The organism is Candidatus Cyrtobacter comes (assembly GCF_034470605.1).
GTDB lineage: Bacteria > Pseudomonadota > Alphaproteobacteria > Rickettsiales > Midichloriaceae > Cyrtobacter > Cyrtobacter comes.
Genome location: NZ_JARGYT010000017.1, coordinates 1 through 18,951, shown reverse-complemented (window position 1 = coordinate 18,951; position 18,951 = coordinate 1). Strand labels below are relative to the sequence as shown.

Genomic DNA, 18,951 nt, shown 5'->3' with positions numbered 1-18,951 from the left:
TTCGCTAAACTCAAAGAAAATCGACGCTTAGCATTACGATTTGAGAAATCCGATCTCTCTTTCCTTGCCTTTATAGCTTTAGCATCTATTAAATACAACCTTTGTTAACAGTGCCTAGAATTCACGCAACATCTTCACTTGTTATTCGTCCCTTTTTCCCCACACCTTTTTGGCTATTTCCCTCAGACTTATACCTATCTTGCCAATTTCTTACTGTATTTGATGCTATTTCAAATTTTATTGAGGCGCTATTGCAGCTGTTATAGCTAAGATAGTATATTAAATAATCACTCTAGCTTCTTAACTCCTATTTTATATGACGTTTTATACTGACTTAGCTATACCTCTATTTACATATGTTATAACTTCCTTACGAAAATCTGTATCATGCTGGCATTTTCCTTTGAATATCACTTATCTGTACGCAAATCTCAACTTAGGTTACTATATTGGATTTTTATTACAATTTTAATGATTATTTACCTTTAGCTCTGGAATTAAAATGTAAATATAAAATTGAGATCATAGCAACTGATAGTAACCCTATTTATCTCATAGGAACAAAGGCACGTTGTTCCAAAGGCCGCTTGGTAGAATCTTATAATTCTTTGTTAATGAATTATTTAGCCAGATTTAACAGAAAAACGCTATTCCAAGTAATACTATTTAATAAATGAGATAAGTCTAAAATATCATCTATCTTTTGTTAGCAATCCCTATTTATACTATGGAATTATCTCGACACTTTTTCGAAAGGTGGCTATTAACTTTAGTCAAAGCCTAAGGCCCATTACTTAAATCCTCTAACCTCTCTATTTTTTTAGCATTTACCTCAAGCAATTCCTCTATCTTATATTGAGCCCTTGCTTCATTGGAAAACATATGTAAAACCACATCAATACAATCTACAAGCACCCAACCACCATCAGCAGGGCCTATTATTGTAATATCATAATAACCTTTCTTCTTTAGGGTCTCTAGGATCTTAGTTGAAATTCCAGAAATTTGCCTAACCGAATCTGCACTAGTAACAATAACAAATTTTGCAAAATACCCCTGCGACATTTCAAATACGACCGTATTCTCCAGCTTAGAAGTCATAATCTCATATACCAGATCCTGTTTTAACAAGCACATATATAATTAAAAATAAAATTTTTTATAAAAGCATTTAACATAACATTATCTATATTTTGCAGGATCTTACATACAATTAATAAAACTAACCACAGGCAAAAAATGCATACCTATATATCAGCAACATCAAATTAGCCTTTTCTTATATCGCAATTTCATATCCAAGAAACACTATACCAACAGCATTGCTACAGTATTACTTAAATTCTATAACATTTCTGAGCTTTAGTACGCCAGATATATTCAGCATCATTAACATACCGCCAGACACGCTCATTACAAGCAGCGCAGTGTTCTGATCATAAGATGAAAAGATAAAAAATACAGTAATTGAATATAAAATATAAACAATCTTGCCAAATCTAGGTGATAGGTATTTTGCACATTTAATACCTACAGCTAAGTAGCCAACTATTGTAGTAAATGCCGCAATAAAAACCAATAATGATAAGAATAATTCTGCATTAGGAATATAATTCGAAAGAGCCATAATCATATAATCTGAAACTTTTGATACATCTTGTTTCCAAACCCCAGTAACCAATATGATCATTATGCTTATTGTGCATATCATTGTATCTGAAAATAATGAAAATATAGCAATCTTTGATTGCGTTTCAGGATTCCTCAACCTAGTCTCACTATTTACAATTGAATCATACCCTATACCTATATCACCAGAATAAACAGCTCTTGAGACTCCATAGTGCATTGCATATAAAAGAGTACTACCTGCAAAACCACCAACAGCTCCATGACCAGTAAATGCAGATGTTAGTACAGATTTTAATATAGAAGGGATAACTTGGTAATTAAGACAGATTATATATAGCCCAACCAATACATAGCTCATCATGAAAAATGGCATTAAAGTTGTACAAATATTAGCAACTCTTTTCACCCCACCAAGAGCAGTAAAAAACACTATTATAATCAATAAGACAACTACTAATGTCTTGTTAACCATAAAAGACCCAGCTATTACATCTGCAAGAACTGTAAACTGATATATTTCAGCCCCATATATACAAAGAAGAACACATGAAATAATAGGTAATGCCCTACTTTTAAATGCCTCTTTTAAAAAATACATTGGGCCACCATCATATGAACCCCTACCAGTTTTTACTCTATATTTAATACCTAAATATATTTCCGAATATTTTATTAATGTACCGCACATAGATGCTATCCACAGCCAAATTAAACTACCGGGCCCCCCTATAGTAATAGTTGTGGCAACGGCAACTATATTACCAAGCCCAACCATGCCACCAACAGATGTGAAGTATAGTTTTAATGGATGTATCCCATCATCTTTTGTTTTTGCAAGACTTAAAACTTCTTTTATGTGTTTTCTTGCATTAAAAAGAACCCTAAATTGGTAAAAATTAGATTTAATTGTAAAATATATACCACTAGATATCATAATAAGAAGACCAATATAGCTCCATATTATATAATCTAAAAATTCAAGTACATTGGTTATGTGACTCATTATCAGACCTATATATCAATATTTTGTACATTTAATGCATTAGATTGTATAAATTCCCTTCTTGGCTCCACAATATCTCCCATTAACGTAGAAAATATCGAATCTGCCAATTCGGCATCACCTATCTTTACCTTCAATAGCGTTCTATTTTCAGGCTTAAGTGTAGTTTCCTCAAGTTGATCAGGATTCATCTCACCCAACCCTTTAAATCTTTGAATATAAATTCCTTTTTTTGAAGCTTCTAATAATGAATGAGCAAGCTCTACTGGCCCTCTATATAAAAGCTCCCTGTCTTTAATATAAGCTTTTATCGGTATACCAGCTGTAAAGGCAACAGATATAGAATTGAAAGATTTTAGGAGGTTTAAAAACTTTGAAGAGGATAATATACTCCTTTTTATAGATATAACCTCTTTTAAGCTTTTTATAGTTCTTTCAAAACTAAGCAAATCAGGATGTTCTTCTAAACCATTCCAACTATTTGATATAGTATTTAATGATTTTAGCACCGCATTGTCAGTTAAATCACTATTTGAAAATGGTATAGAAGCAGCCTCAAGAAGCAGTTTATTTTCATTAAAATTTAGTAAATTCTTTCTGAAATTTATCACAGCTTTAGCAAAGCTAATAAACTCCTCCCCAACAATTTTTTTATTATTTATCTCTAAATAAGAACCTTCAGATAAAATATTTATCAAATATTCATCAAGAACTTTTTCATCCTTTAAATACACACTACTATTACCCTTCTTTATCTTAAAAAGAGGCGGCTGTGCTATATATAAATGCCCCCTCTGTATGAGTTCTGGCATATAACGGAAAAAGAAGGTAAGAAGCAGGGTTCTTATATGCGCGCCATCAACATCAGCATCAGCCATAATAATTACCTTATGATACCTTAACTTATCTATATTAAATTTATTATCACCTATACTTGTTCCTATTGCGGTAATTAGAGTACCAATTTCAGCTGAATTAAGCATCTTATCAAACCTAGCCCTTTCAACATTTAATATCTTACCTCTAAGCGGCAGAACAGCCTGAGTCTTCCTATCTCTACCTTGCTTTGCAGAACCTCCGGCAGAATCTCCCTCAACCAAAAATAATTCACAAAACTCTGGCCGTTTCTCCTGACAATCAGCAAGCTTGCCTGGTAATGTAGATAACTCAAGATCATTTTTCTTTCTCGAAAGCTCCCTTGCTTTTCTTGCAGCTTCCCTTGCGTGTGCAGAATCCATAATTTTTTCTATTATAGTCCTAGCATCTGCAGGATGTTCTTCAAGCCATCTAGAAATACTATTATAAGTAATATTCTCAACAACAGGCCTTACTTCACCACTAACCAATTTATCTTTAGTTTGAGAAGAAAATTTTGGATCCGGCGCTTTAACAGAGATAATACATGTTAATCCTTCTCTTATATCTTCAGGACTTATCTGTACCTTGTTCTTTTTTGCAAAATCTCTTGATTCTATATACCCATTTATACTTCTGGTGATAGCAGACCTAAAGCCTGCAAGATGCGTGCCCCCATCATTTTGCCTAATATTATTTGTAAAACATAAGCTATTTTCATGATAGCTCTCATTCCACCTCACAGCTATATCAACAGATATACCACTTGCCTCACCTGAAAAATTAATAGTATCATGTAATGGCCTTTTTCCCTTATCTATATATGCAATAAATTCTAATAGACCTCCTTCAAAATAAAATTCCGATGCTTTTCCAGAAATACTATAAAGATCCTCTATTGAGATTTTTATACCAGAATTAAGAAAGGCAAGCTCTCTAACCCTTTTTTCCAGCATATCAAAAGAAAACTCTATAGAAGAGAATATTGTATCAGAAGGCATGAAAGTTACAGAAGTACCACGCTCTGAAACACCTTCTTTTACAATTTTCAGAGGCTCTACAGCTACACCATCCTTAAATTCCATAAAATATTCCTTGCCATCTCGCCATATTGTAAGCTTAAGCCAGGAAGAAAGCGCATTTACAACTGAAACACCTAATCCATGCAGACCCCCAGATATTTTATACGAATTTTCATCAAATTTACCACCAGCATGAAGATTGGTCATTATTACTTCAGCTGCAGAAACACCTTCCTCTTTATGTATATCAACAGGAATACCCCTACCATTATCTATAACGGTAACTGAGCCATCTGCGTTTATAAAGATCTTAATTGAGTTACAGTATCCAGCCAATGATTCATCTATTGCATTATCCAGCACCTCTTTGACCATATGGTGAAGCCCAGAGCCATCATCTGTATCACCTATATACATTCCAGGTCTCTTCCTTACCGCATCTAGGCCCCTTAATATTTTTATGGAAGAAGCAACATAACCACTACTAACACTATGCAGACTGGCATCACTCACTTTGCTACAACAATTAAAAAGAATGGAATTAGCGGGGACTTATAGCATGTAGTATATAAAAAGTCACTTGCTAAAAAAGCATTTTAGATAATTTATAGAGCACGGACAATTGGGCATATTTGAAGCCATAATTAATATGGGAGCTATGCAGCATACATTCTTATACAAAGAATAATAAAATCAACTTAACACCCATACAATAACAAACTAAGCTTTCCTTATATTATATTTTACAATACTACCATTGCTAATCTCAAATGAATTCGACCAATGCTTGGATTCACTTTCAGATTGTGGCAAACGCAGCTGCGAAGCAAGAACTTGCTTAGATATATATCCACTCATCTCATTCATCGCATCCCTAGTATCCTTATTAAGAGAATAAAGCTCAAGCTCTACCCTATCTATTACAAAAAACCCGCTTTCTTTTCTTATGTTTTGGATAAATCTTACAACATCACGTACTAACCCCTCTTTAAATAAAGAATCTGTAATATGATCATCTAGCACAACTAATCCATCACCAATACTGATTGAATTATTAGGGTTTTTAGGAGTTAATGTAATTTCACAATCTTCCCCAATCCGCAAAAGCTCATCATACACCTGAATTTTATTATCCCCTACCCTTCTCCAATCACCTCTTTTTACACATTTAATAACATCTTGAACTTTTTTCGGCATTTTTTTTGCTATTTCTGGCAAATGTAATCTGAGATCAAAATCTGCAAATACCTCTATCTCAGATTTATCTACACTTTCCCATTTTTTAACATTAATCTCATCAAGCACTATATTTTTAAGCTCTTCACTTAAATAATCACAAGAAATTCCAACAAAAGTCACTTTTGCAAGTGGCTGCCTTGTTCTTATACCAAGGTTATTCCTAACCCTAAGCGCAGCGCCACAGGCTTCACGAACCTTCTCCATATCAGATATTAATTTCTTATCATATTTAGCAAATTTTGGGAATGGTACATCAAATATACTGATATCATCATCCATTGATATACTAGAAAAAATATGATCTGCAGTAAATGGAATGATGGGCGCACATACAGTACATATTATACTTATTACAGTAAATAACGTATTGTACGCATCTATTTTCCCTATCGAGATCTCACTGCACCAAAACCTCTCTCTTGATCTTCTTATATACCAATTTGTAAGTATCTCAATAAACCCTTCCAAAGCATTAATTGCAGATACGGAATCATAAGCCTCCATACAAGATAACACGTGCTTCGCAGTATCAATACACTTTGAGAGTATATATTTATCTAAAATACTCTTCTTCTCCGAGATATTTGTATTATATAAACCCCTTATCCCATCTGCATTAGAATACATAGCAAAAAAGTTGTATGCATTATATAAAGGCTTCACTATACTTTTCTGCTTCTCTATTATCACTTGCTTAGAAAGAACCATTTCCTGCCCCTTCATGAGCGTAGAAGAGAGCATAAATAACCTAACAGAATCAGCTCCAACCTCATCAAATAACTCCATAGGATCTACATAATTCCCAAGACGTTTTGATAACTTTTGGCCATCTTCACCTAAAATGACTCCATGACATAAACAATTAAGGAACGGTGGCTTGTTAAAAAGCGCCGTTGAAATTACCAACATTGTATAAAACCACCCCCTAGTTTGCGAGAGATACTCAACCGCAAAATCTGCTGGAAATGATTTTTGAAAAAGCTTTTTATTTTCAAATGGATAATGCAGCTGTGCAAATGGCATAGAACCGCTCTCAAACCAACAATCTAAAATTTCAGGAACTCTGCGCATTTTAGAAAGCCCTGTTGGATCTTTTGGATTTGGCTTTACCAAAGAATCCGCAAAATCTTTATGAAAATTATCTACCTTTACATCAAATGCTGCCTCTATCTCCTTTATAGAACCATAAACTTCAATATGCGGGTAGCTTGGATCATCACTTTTCCATATAGGTATTGGACATCCCCAATATCTATTTCGTGAAATAGACCAATCCCTAGCATTCTTTAACCAATTACCAAAAAGTCCATCTTTTATATGAGAAGGTATCCAATTTATCTTCTCATTATTTTTTATCATTTTATCTTTTATTGCCGTAACTTTTAAATACCAAGAAGATACAGCTTTATATATGAGCGGAGTATCTGTTCTCCAGCAATAAGGGTAATTATGTGTGTATTGTTCAACTTTAATTATCAAATCTCTTTTTTTTAAGTCCCTAATTATCAAATCATTAGTATCAAAGACTTGCAGCCCTTTATAATCTTGGACCTGATCTGTAAATGTACCTGTACTATCAACAGGGCATACCATTTCAATATAATTTTTCGAGCATAATTCACTATCATCCTCACCAAACCCTGGGGCTATATGTACTACCCCCGTTCCCTCATCTATGCTAACGAACCCAGCATCAAGCACTGTAAATGCATTTACAGTATTCTTAAAATACCCAAAAAGCGGCTCATAACTCAAACCTTTTAGCTCAGCCCCAGTTATTACCTTAACTATATTATCACCTAAGATTTCTTTATATTTTCCCAAACATCCTTGTGCTAGAATATAGTTCTTATCGCCCTTAGAAATACATATATAAACAAGCTCAGTGTTTATTGCTATTGCAAGGTTTGATGGAAGGGTCCATGGTGTTGTTGTCCATGCGAGTAGGTAAGCTTCTACCCCATCTATCTTATCATTTAATTTAAAAGCAACCGTAATGGATTTGCTATCTTTCTTCCTATAAGCATTATCCATTTTTGTTTCAAAATCTGATACAGGGGTTTCACATGCCCAAGAATAAGGCATGACCCTCATAGATTCATATATTAAACCTTTGTTAAAGAGCTCCTTAAATGCCCAAATGACACTTTCAGAATAACTCAAATCCATTGTTTTATACTCATCATCAAAGTTTACTATCCTTCCTTGCCTCGTTATATAATCCCTCCACTCCTGAGTATAAGTTAGAACAGAACTAGCACATTTCTCATTAAATCTAGTGACACCGTATTCTTCTATTTCCTTTTTACTAGAGATACCCAAATCCTTTGATGCCTGCATCTCTGCGGGCAGCCCATGACAATCCCAACCAAATTTGGATTGAATCACCTTCCCAAGCATCATGTGATACTTTAAGAAAGTATCCTTTATAAAACTTGTGAGAAGGTGACCATAGTGCGGCATCCCATTTGCAAATGGAGGGCCATCATAAAGCACATAGGAGCTAACCCCCTCTTTCACCTTATTCTTTTTTTTCCACTTTTCTATTAACGCCTTCTCTACATCAGCTATAGAATCCAACGAATGCAGAGTATACCTAACTTTTGTGGATGGCATACAAAAACCTGTTCTAAATAATCTTAAGCCGATATGATACGTATATAATACAAATTATCAATCTCAGTTTAAAATTGTATCTCTCTTTATATATGCATTAGATATTAAGTCATAAAAGATATAATATGGATAAAATATGAACGCAAAATCTAAAATACATTTTGTAAGATTTACTAATGCAACTTTATCTAATATAAGATTTTTCATTGAACTTTAGACAGCATTTGTTATTGCAATCTGCCTCTAAAGCAATATCATCTGTGCTTTGATAAGGTTTTTATTAAAAGATGGCTATACCTATTTTTATGCCCGCCCTCTCTCCTACCATGACCGATGGAATCCTTTCCAGATGGATAAAAAAAGAAGGAGAAAATGTACAACCTGGCGAGGTTATTGCAGAAATAGAAACAGATAAGGCAAATATGGAAGTTGAGGCTGTAGATGGTGGGCAAATTGCTAGGATACTAATTCCGGAAGGCACAAAAAAGGTTAAAGTGAACGAATTAATAGCTGTGCTCAAAGAAGAAAATGATTCTGATGAAGATGTTATTAAGATAATTGCTAACAATTCATCTGATGATAAGAAAGTTTCATCAGATGATGTAAAGAGCTCAGAACAAGCAAAAAACCCAAAAGCCATTGATAGCATAAGTAATAGCACAAGCTATCAAAGAATTTTTGCAAGCCCACTTGCTAAAAGAATAGCAAAGGATAAGGGCATAAATTTAAACGATATAAAAAATGGTAGCGGGCCAAGAGGCAGAATTATCAAAAAAGACGTCTTATCTTTCTCTAAGCCTATAATGCAGCACCTTACGCATAGAATGGAAGATAAGGTATATGAAGTAAGTAGTATAAGAGAGATTATAGCAGAAAGGTTACTTATTTCCAAAACACAAATACCACATTTTTATCTTACAATATCATGCTCTTTGGATAAACTGCTACAAATCAGGCAGGAGGTGAATGACAGCGCCACTATTGTTGATGAAAAACCAAATTATAAAATATCCGTAAATGATTTTATAATGAAGGCATCTGGCCAAGCAATAAAAGCTGTACCACAAATAAATGCATCATGGAATGGTGATGGAACCATAACACAATATGGTAATATTGATGTTGCCGTTGCCGTTGCCACAAATGGAGGTCTGATAACGCCAATAATTAGAAATATAGATTCCAAACCTATCATTGAAGTTTCAAATGAAATTAAGTCTCTTGTAAAAAGGGCAAAAGAAAACAAACTTAAACCAGAAGAATTCCAGGGAGGAAGTTTTAGTGTTTCTAATCTTGGCATGTACGGCATAGAACAATTTAATGCAATAATTAACCCACCTCAATCATGCATCATGGCTGTTGGCGCCGCCATACAAAAGCCAATAGTTCGAAATGGGCAAATTATAATTGAACATACTATGAATATAACACTATCCTGCGATCATAGAATTATTGATGGCGCTGTTGCAGCCGAATTTTTAGCTGCCTTTAAGAACTTTATAGAAAAACCTTTGACTATTTTTTTATAGATTTAATCTAAATGAAATTTGATTTAGTTGTAATAGGAGCTGGGCCTGGTGGCTATGTTGCCGCAATAAGAGGCGCTCAACTTGGGATGAAAACTGCGGTAATTGAAAAAGAACATCTTGGTGGTGTTTGTCTTAATTTTGGTTGCATACCTACAAAAGCCCTCTTAAAAGCCGCTGATATATATAAGACTATTAAAAATTCTGAGGAATTTGGAATAAGCTGTAAGGATGTATCTTTTGATATCAAAAAAATAGTAGAGCGCTCAAGGAATGTTGCTCAAAAGCTCAGTAAAGGCATAGAGTTTTTGCTTCAAAAAAATAATGTAACCTTATTCAAAGGTCATGCAACGCTTTCTGGAAATTCGAAAATAGATGTCAAAAACTCCAGTGAAAATATATCAGCAAAAAATATAATTATTGCCACAGGGGCAAGAGCTAGAAAATTAGATGGATTATGTGAAGGTATATGGTATTACAAAGAAGCCATGCTGCCATCCAAGTTACCTGAATCTATCCTTATAATTGGAAGTGGTGCCATAGGGATGGAATTTGCTAGCTTATATAATGAATTTGGCTCAAATGTCACAGTTCTTGAAGTATGTGATACAATCTTAAGGACAGAAGATGAGGAAATTTCTAGAATGGCTAGGAAAGAATTTGAAAGCAGAGGAATTAAGATCATTACTGGAGCAAAATTAGAAAGCTTAACCAAAGAAGGCGATAAATTTAGCGCTAAAATTTCTTGCATTAAAGAAAAAGTAACATTTGAAAACGTCATATGTGCAGTTGGCGTTCAGCCTAATATTGAAAATATCGGTATTGAAAATACAAAAATAGAGATATTAGATGGTTATATAAAAACTAATGACAATTTTGAAACCAGAGAAAAAGGCGTATATGCAATAGGCGATGTAACCTCGCCACCATGGCTCGCGCATAAGGCAAGCCATGAAGGAATAGCATGCGTAGATGGTATATCCGGTTTATCTGTCCATAAATTAGATAAAAACATGATACCTGCGTGTATATACTCCAATCCACAAATCGCAAGTGTTGGGATAAGTGAGAATGAAGCAAAAAAACTTGGTCTTAAAGTTAAGGTAGGAAAGTTCCCATTTTCTGCAAGTGGTAAAGCTATAGCAATGGGAGATGATTTTGGAATTATTAAAATGATCTTTGATGCAAATACAGGTGAAATTCTTGGCGCTCATATGATTGGCAATGGCGTCACTGAATTAATACACTCAGTTACTGTAGCTAAGTCATTGGAATCTACGGAAAAGGAATTAATGAATTCAATTTTCCCACATCCAACACTCTCTGAAAGTATACATGAAGCTACACTTGCTGCATTTAATAGGGCGATACATATATGAAATTTATTTAGATGAGTTAGATGGAAGACTTGATTGCTAACGATATAGGAAACCAAGCACTTCAATTTCATTCAATAATATTAAGGATAAAACTATGAATATAGTTAGTTTAGTTGTAGAATGGCCTTATAAGAAAGATGAAACAAAACAAATTAAAAATTTATAAAGAAGGCAAGTTGATTAAGTGAAGCATGCTGTGTTTGATAAGGTGATAAAGACCAGTTGTTTAATAAATTCTTTGAAAATTGGGCAACTTTAATCACTAAAATGAAGAAAAATATTAGAAATATGAATGTCAAAGATAATTGAATGCTACAAAAAAGGAAAATTATAGAGAGCATCTTTTCATCTATAAGATCTCATAAGCACACTCAGATCTGTTAACTGGCCTTATATAGCTAAGGCTGTATAAAATGATTACATAATGATTCATTGCACTTAACTCAATGATAATTAAAGTATTTTCAAGATGTAACTCTTTTATCGCGATCTAGCTCTATAGGTGATATTATCTAAGCTGTTCCCAAAATAACTTATAGTATGCTGCACACCTCAAGCTGAGGACCCTCTTGTTGGAGCTCTCTCACCTCGATCATACCCCCTTCTCTGATAATAAAAGATTCATACACAAACCGTTGTTCAGGCTGTTGCTTGGGCTGTTGTTCAGGCTGTTGTGGCCCATCATCTCCTGAATTTTCTACAATATTGAATTTTGGAGTGAAAGATGTGACAACAACTTCATGGTCTCTAACAATAATAATAGCAATTAACCCATTATTAATATATATATTACCACTAGGAAATTTACGTATTATCTCATCAAAGCTCATAATGTTGTTATACACATTTATCTCGCGAATCTCGGTTGTATTATAATTTTTTATCCAGATTAGCAATACCAAATAACCATTTTATACAATTTATCGCTTTATATCGCACTATTATAAAAGAACACACTTTGAGAAGAGAAAAGCGATCAGAAACTACCTCTTTTATATCAAATGTATATACCTGTGGCAAAATTATCGAATCACCTATTTTTACTTTCGTGGTTAATATAATCATCACGTTCCGTAAGGCTTATACCATATTTAATACCAACCAAACTAAATGCTTTATAAATATAATTTCCAGTAGGATAAGCAATAATCATCCCTTTATCTCTATTAACGGAGTACCCATTTTCTCCATAAGATCCACCAAGAATATTAAAAAATGCTTTGCACCCAGTTCCTGTAAAGCTTCAATCATTTCATTTAATAAAAATACCCGCGTGACACAAAGAACCTATTATATGATCTTTATTATTGTGATATATCACAGATCCAACATTACATGATATTACAAATGGCTGAGGTGTAAAAGGCTGAAATGCAATAAGTGAAGAAAAAACATAATTTTTAAAAATCAATTAAATAATTAAATATACACAGCCATGTATTTTGATGGTAGCGCACCAGTTATTGGTCACTCCAAGTGAAGATTCGCGATTATTAAAATCCAATAAATTACTCATATGTTTAAGGCTGCAAAAGCTATATTACGAAGAAAGTAGTTCATGGAAAAAAGCTTCTAAACAATCAGACAAATATACAGTAATTTTTTATTATACTATAATCATCTAACATCCCCAATTTTAGCAGTATTCACTGTAGATATATAGAACAACTTTGAGCATTATTAGAAAACATAAGAATTGTTCAACGCAGCATTTCCTGATATTTGCTAAATCTTTTCATACGGTGCTCGTAGCTTTTCACCAAACTTAAATTAATAGCTATCCATACACTACCCAATTTTTGCCTTTAACTATCTATATTAACGATAAAATTACCTATTCAAAAAAACTATTCATCATCTTCGCTTGAACATAATCTTACCGCCGCAACCAGTGCCTCCCCACCTTTTAGAGATATAATTCTAACCCCGCAGGCACCACGACCTGTAAACCTAATCTCTGAACAAGATGTCCTTATTGTAGTTCCACAATCTGTAATGAGCATTATATCATCATCCCCCCATACAGGAAATGTTGCCAAAACATCACCCGCGTTAAATGAGACGTTTAATATACCCTGACCAGCTCTATCAGTTGTTCTATATTCATAGGCCGAAGTTCTTTTGCCAAACCCTCTTGAAGTTATAGAAAGTAGAAATTGCTCATTTTTTGCTAAATGCTTAATGTTTTCAATTTCCATCATAGAATCTTCAATTTCCACATCTTGACCTAAGGCCAAAGCAATCCTTTTTTCGACAGGAATTTTTAAATATTCATCTCTATTCTCATTAGAAACCTCAATCCCATTTAGTATAGAGAGTGAGACAACGCTATCGTTACTTCTAGCAAGCTTTATTGCCCTTACACCATCTGAAGTTCTGCTTTTAAATACCCTAACTGCACTAACTGGGAACCTAAGCGCCTTACCTTTTTTAGTAGCCAAGAATACATGATCACTCTCATCACAAAGCGCAGCACCAACAAGTGAATCATCCTCACTTAATCTAATTGCTATCTTTCCATTGGTCTGGATATTTTCAAAATCTGATAACTCGTTCCTCCTTATATTACCTTTAGATGTAACAAAAACTAAATTTTGAGCTGAGTTATCATATATTTGCATAACACTTGCTACCTTTTCGCCATTTGCAAGCGGTATTATATTAACCAGCGCTCTACCTTTGCTCTGCAATGATCCTTGAGGAATCTTATATACCTTTATGGAATATACCTTACCAATATCGGAGAAAAATAAAACTGTTGCATGTGTATTAGTAATTAATAATTCAGTTACAGCATCATCCTCATGCATTGATAATGCAGACCTGCCTTTTCCTCCTCTTTTCTGCGCCTTATACATGGAAATTGGGACTCTTTTGATGTAACCACTTGCCGTTAATTTAACAACAACATCCTCTTTCTTAATAAGATCTATATCATCAATATCAGTACTCACATCATCTACTATCTCTGTGAGCCGTGGTGTTGCAAACCTCTCCTTTATATCTAATAGTTCGCTTTCTATTATTTTACACAGCTCCTCTTCTGAGCTTAAGATATTGAGATAATATTTTATATTACCTACAAGTTCCTGGAGCTCAGAATCAATCTTACCCCTCTCAAGCGCCGTTAAGCGCTGCAGCCTCATTTCCAATATTGCTTTAACTTGGAACTCAGTAAATCTACATCTAGAATCTTCAACTTTGTTTTGTTCATCCTCTACAAGGGCAATAATTGCCTCAATCTCTGATGCGTACCATAGCTCATTTAAGAGCGCAGCCCGTGCCTCTTGCACATCACCTGCTAAACGTATCAATTCTACAACCCTATCTATATTTGCAAGAGCTAACGCTAGCCCTATTAAAAGGTGTGCTTTTTCTCTCGCCTTTTGAAGCAAAAATGTTGTGCGTCTTAGAACAACTTCTTTTCTAAACTCTATAAATGCAGCAATAAACTCAAGAAGATTCATTTGAACAGGAATCCCCTTGTTTATCGCCAGCATGTTAACGCCGAAATTAACCTGTAGCTGGGTGTTTTTATATAACTGATTTAAGATTAACTCTCCCTCAGCTCCCTTTTTTAAATCTATTACAACCCTTATACCAAGCTTATTAGTCTCATCCCTTATTTCAGAGACACCTTCAATAATCTTATCCTTAACTAAGGATTCTATACTCTTTACAAGCTCAGATTTATTAACTTGATACGGTAATTCTGTAATAACGATGCTTTTCTTACCGCCAATATCCTCAAAAGAAGCCTTTCCCCTAAGAGTAATACTACCCCTACCTGAGATTAAGGCCTTTATAGCTCTAGCCCTACCTAAGATCTCTGCACCAGTAGGAAAATCTGGGGCAAGCACATATTCTGTAAGTTGGTGAGCTGTTATTTCTGGATTCTTAAGATATGCAATGCATGCCTCCATCACTTCTCCAAGATTATGCGGCGGTATATTCGTTGCCATTCCAACTGCTATACCACTTGCGCCATTTACTAGTATATTTGGGAACCTTGCAGGCAAAACCGTGGGCTCTTTTTCAGAACCATCATAATTTGGCTGAAAATCTACAGTGTCATATTGGATATCTGAAACTAAAGTGTTCGCTATCTTCTCAAGCCTAACCTCTGTATAACGCATCTGAGCCGGTGAATCACCGTCTATAGAGCCAAAGTTACCCTGCCCTTCTACCAATGTATCACGAAGGGAAAATTTTTGTGCCATCCTCACCATTGAGGAATATACAGCAGAGTCTCCGTGAGGGTGATATTTCGCTAGCACCTCACCAACAATTTTCGCCGATTTACGATATGGTTTATCGTGGGTAATACCCATCTCATGCATTGCATACATAATCCTTCTGTGAACTGGCTTAAAGCCATCCCTACAATCTGGCAAGGCCCTACTTACTATCACACTCATTGAATATTCAAGATAAGAGGCCTGTATCTCTTTTTCTATTAAAATATCTACTATACTGCCTGAGCTTTTCACAACTTAAAATTAAAAATCTAGTACTCAATCTCACTCTTGGGCGGCATTCTAACCAAATTAATACCGAATAGCAAATATATTACTCTATAATAAGATCAAATGCCCGCCTTACTGATACTTGCTATTTATTTAGCAAGTTTTAATTCTTAGAATCCCATTTTTATGATATAAGCGCCGGTTCATTTTATGAAAATTTTATTATGATTGAAATAAAAATTACATACTTAGGTAGCGCCGATACCCTTGTAATGGGTGGTGGTAATAATGGGGATGAAGCTGGAGGAAAAGCTAGTAGAAATAATGGATAATCCAAGAGGCAGCGGTAAATAAAAAGTTACGGTGCCTATTTAGGTTTTATTTTGTTAATACAACCTACTAGGCATCGCTTATATCAAATCTAGAAATCAAAATTTAGCATACCCCTATTAACCGCACAAAATATATTATGCTTATATTTAGATAGAGGACATATAGCGATAATAGCTCTAAAAACAAGGCATATAGGCTTTGATCAAATTTTTATAACACCGATTTAAAAATATATATCAGCCATCTCTTGCATAGAATGCATAACTAATATAGTAGTGTGAAATCAAAAAATACATATATGAAAACTTCAACACTCGTAGCCGTCTCCGGGCTCTCTGGTTCCGGCAAGACCCGTTTTGTGCAAAATTTATACTCTTTTTTTGATCCCCAACAAGTTACACTATTTAGCTCTGATAATTATTATAAAAATCAAGATCATATCCCAATCCAATTGAGAGATGGTGTGAATTATGATCATCCGAGCGCAATAGATGCCGATTTAATGGCGGAACATATTCAAAAACTTGCAGAAGGGGATGATATTTTAATGCCACTATATGATTTTGTGACTCATACAAGCATAAAGGGCATGGAAATAATGGTTCGAAGCGCTCCTGTAATAATAGTTGAAGGCCTCTTCCTTTTGGCAATAGAGAAGATAAGGGAAATGATGGATTTGAAAATCTTCATAGATGTCCCGCATGATGTGTGCCTTGTACGCAGAATGTATAGGGATATGAAGCAAAAAAAGAGAGACTTGGATACAATAATGGATATGCATATGAACAATGTATCAAATATGGCTCAAGATTTTATAATTCCTAGCAAAAGACACGCAGATATATTGTTTTCCAGAGGTGGAGATAATGAACATGCGCTTAACATGCTAAAATTGACTATCCAAAATATATTAAATAATCAATAGGTAAGACATTATGTGGTATTTAAATATTATAGAATACTTAAGATTCATCTTAGCAACAGGCGTGTTCTGTTCTATAGCATGGCTACTAAGCGAAAATAAAGGCAACATATCTATTAAGCTAATAATCAGAGGGATATTAGTCCAGATATTTCTAGCCTTACTGATGCTTAAAGTGGAGTTTATGGCAAATGCGTTAATAGCAGCAAATAACGGATTACAGGTCATTGTAAGATCCACTAATAAAGCAGTCTCGTTCTGCTTTGGCGGCCTTGCTAACCCACCAAAAGAGCTAGGTTTTATCTTTGCCTTGCAAGGGCTTCCCATGCTCATCACGGTTTCTGCCATTAGCGCACTTTTAATGCACTGGAGGATATTACCGTTTATAATCAATACTATATCTAAATTCTTCCGCTATACAATGAAGATAGGTGGCACTCTTGGAGTAGGTGTTTCTACTAATATATTTACTGGGTTAAGTGAAACGCCCCTCATAATGAAGCATTATCTAGATAAATTAACTAGAAGTGAACTATTATCTCTAATGATGTGTGGAGCTGCGGGTGTCTCTGGCACTGTTATGCTTGTATATTCTGAGATCATATCTCCACTTATAGAGGCACCGCTACATCATATCATATCATCTGCTGCAATAGGTGTTCCAACCTCGTTAATTATATCAAGAATGATAATACCAGAATCATCCTCACAATTAACAGAAGGTGGTGATATAAATACAAAATATAAATACCATAGTAATATAGATGCCCTCTATACTGGAATAATGGATGGAGCCAAGGTAATTGCGGTTGTGATACCTGTCTTGATGGGTTTTATAGCTGTAATTGATGTTGCTAATAGCATTTTAGGGAATGTTCAAATTGGAAATGAACCCCTCTCCCTACAAATGATATTAGGTTTTTTATGCGCACCACTTGCTTGGCTGGTCGGGATACCTTGGCAAGAAGCTACTACAGTAGGTTCTTTGATAGGTATTAAAACTATAATGAATGAGATTATAGGATTTCAGGAGCTAGTTAATGTTTCTGGCCAGTTATCACAAAAAAGCACATTGATTTCTATATACGCCATATGCGGTTTTGCAAATATCGCAAGTACTGGTACGCTAGTAGGCCTGTATGGCATTTTAATTCCTGAAAAAATTAAAGATGTCGCTAAGATGGCTCCAATTGCAATTATTGGTGGTATGATCTCTAACCTCATGACAGCTTCGGTGATTTCTATGATAATTTAGATATAGTGGCTGAATTGGCATAGGGTTGTAATATATTATCTATAACCTCAAATAGAATAGCTATAAATATTTTTATGCGCTGCTCAACTGGCTCAGTTATGTTTTAATGTCTGGGCCAGTTATTATAGCTAAATATAACTCAATATTTATGTATTATGACATATAGCAAAGCGTGCTAATTTAGGAATGCTCGAAGATTCATTGAGTGAAATTTGATAAAATTGCTTATTGTGTAATCATTTTATACTGATCTAGCTATAATTCTCTGTAAGAAGAATGATCAAACTAAATTCGCAATCTCGCAAAAATGCGATTAAGCATATATTGTTATAACTAAATAATTAGAGCTAGAATCAGTAAATATTTGGCTAACATATTCAACATAATTTTAGTGAATTCTAATTATATAGTTATTTAAATTAAATCAGCATGTTGGAAATAAGGCTAATAAGCTGTAATGCAAGAAGTATTATTAAGTGTCGCCTATATCATCTCAAATAAAATGACTATAAAAGCCGATGAAATCTCATCATCTTTGGAAAGCCTCCTAAAATTATCGAGCCAAGCAAATAAACGCAACTTTACCAATCAGGGCTTACAATACTAGGCACTGTTAACAAAGGTTTTGCCAAATAATGGAAAAGATGCAATATTATATTGGAGGCGATAAATATGGTATTTAGATGGATAAAAGGTTGTTTCC

Annotated in this window: 11 protein-coding genes; 4 read left to right on the top strand and 7 right to left on the bottom strand. The window is 34.4% G+C overall.

The features are described 5' to 3' along the window. Positions 1-780: 780 nt before the first annotated feature. The 4 genes from rsfS to ileS all read right to left on the bottom strand — a co-directional run bounded on the left by rsfS (position 781) and on the right by ileS (position 8,367). Positions 781-1,131 (bottom strand): ribosome silencing factor, encoded by a 351-nt coding sequence (gene rsfS, locus Cyrtocomes_RS01995; protein ID WP_322497541.1) that lies wholly within the window; start codon positions 1,129-1,131, stop codon positions 781-783. Positions 1,132-1,333: 202 nt separating this feature from the next. Beyond that, entirely contained in the window at positions 1,334-2,635 is a 1,302-nt protein-coding gene (locus Cyrtocomes_RS01990) for an amino acid carrier protein (RefSeq protein ID WP_322497540.1), read from the bottom strand. A gap of 8 nt (positions 2,636-2,643) precedes the next feature. After that, a complete protein-coding gene (gyrB, locus tag Cyrtocomes_RS01985) occupies positions 2,644-5,025 on the bottom strand; it encodes a DNA topoisomerase (ATP-hydrolyzing) subunit B (RefSeq protein ID WP_322497539.1) in 2,382 nt (793 codons plus the stop codon). A gap of 207 nt (positions 5,026-5,232) precedes the next feature. Next, positions 5,233-8,367, bottom strand: a complete 3,135-nt coding sequence (ileS, locus tag Cyrtocomes_RS01980) for an isoleucine--tRNA ligase (RefSeq protein WP_322497538.1) — start codon at positions 8,365-8,367, stop codon at positions 5,233-5,235. Positions 8,368-8,654: 287 nt separating this feature from the next. Between ileS and Cyrtocomes_RS01975 the strand changes: the two genes are divergently transcribed. Further along, positions 8,655-9,896, top strand: coding sequence for a pyruvate dehydrogenase complex dihydrolipoamide acetyltransferase (locus Cyrtocomes_RS01975; RefSeq protein ID WP_322497537.1), 1,242 nt, complete (start codon positions 8,655-8,657; stop codon positions 9,894-9,896). A gap of 11 nt (positions 9,897-9,907) precedes the next feature. Further along, positions 9,908-11,272 carry a dihydrolipoyl dehydrogenase gene (lpdA, locus tag Cyrtocomes_RS01970; RefSeq protein ID WP_322497536.1) on the top strand — a complete coding sequence of 455 codons (1,365 nt, stop codon included), beginning with the start codon at positions 9,908-9,910 and terminating at the stop codon, positions 11,270-11,272. A 533-nt stretch (positions 11,273-11,805) separates the two neighbouring features. Here the strand turns inward: lpdA and Cyrtocomes_RS01965 are convergent. The 3 genes from Cyrtocomes_RS01965 to gyrA all read right to left on the bottom strand — a co-directional run bounded on the left by Cyrtocomes_RS01965 (position 11,806) and on the right by gyrA (position 15,762). Then, entirely contained in the window at positions 11,806-12,117 is a 312-nt protein-coding gene (locus Cyrtocomes_RS01965) for a hypothetical protein (protein ID WP_322497535.1), read from the bottom strand. A gap of 185 nt (positions 12,118-12,302) precedes the next feature. Next, the gene (locus Cyrtocomes_RS01960) at positions 12,303-12,425 is read right to left on the bottom strand and encodes a hypothetical protein (RefSeq protein WP_322497534.1); all 123 of its coding nucleotides are present in this window, start codon (positions 12,423-12,425) and stop codon (positions 12,303-12,305) included. Positions 12,426-13,119: 694 nt separating this feature from the next. Beyond that, entirely contained in the window at positions 13,120-15,762 is a 2,643-nt protein-coding gene (gene gyrA / locus Cyrtocomes_RS01955; RefSeq protein WP_322497533.1) for a DNA gyrase subunit A, read from the bottom strand. A gap of 607 nt (positions 15,763-16,369) precedes the next feature. On the opposite strand from gyrA, the gene udk reads away from it, so the two are divergent. Both udk and Cyrtocomes_RS01945 read left to right on the top strand, forming a co-directional pair. Beyond that, a complete protein-coding gene (gene udk / locus Cyrtocomes_RS01950) occupies positions 16,370-16,996 on the top strand; it encodes a uridine kinase (RefSeq protein WP_322497532.1) in 627 nt (208 codons plus the stop codon). Between the two features lie 10 nt (positions 16,997-17,006). Next, positions 17,007-18,248 carry a NupC/NupG family nucleoside CNT transporter gene (locus Cyrtocomes_RS01945; protein WP_322497531.1) on the top strand — a complete coding sequence of 414 codons (1,242 nt, stop codon included), beginning with the start codon at positions 17,007-17,009 and terminating at the stop codon, positions 18,246-18,248. Positions 18,249-18,951: the final 703 nt, after the last annotated feature.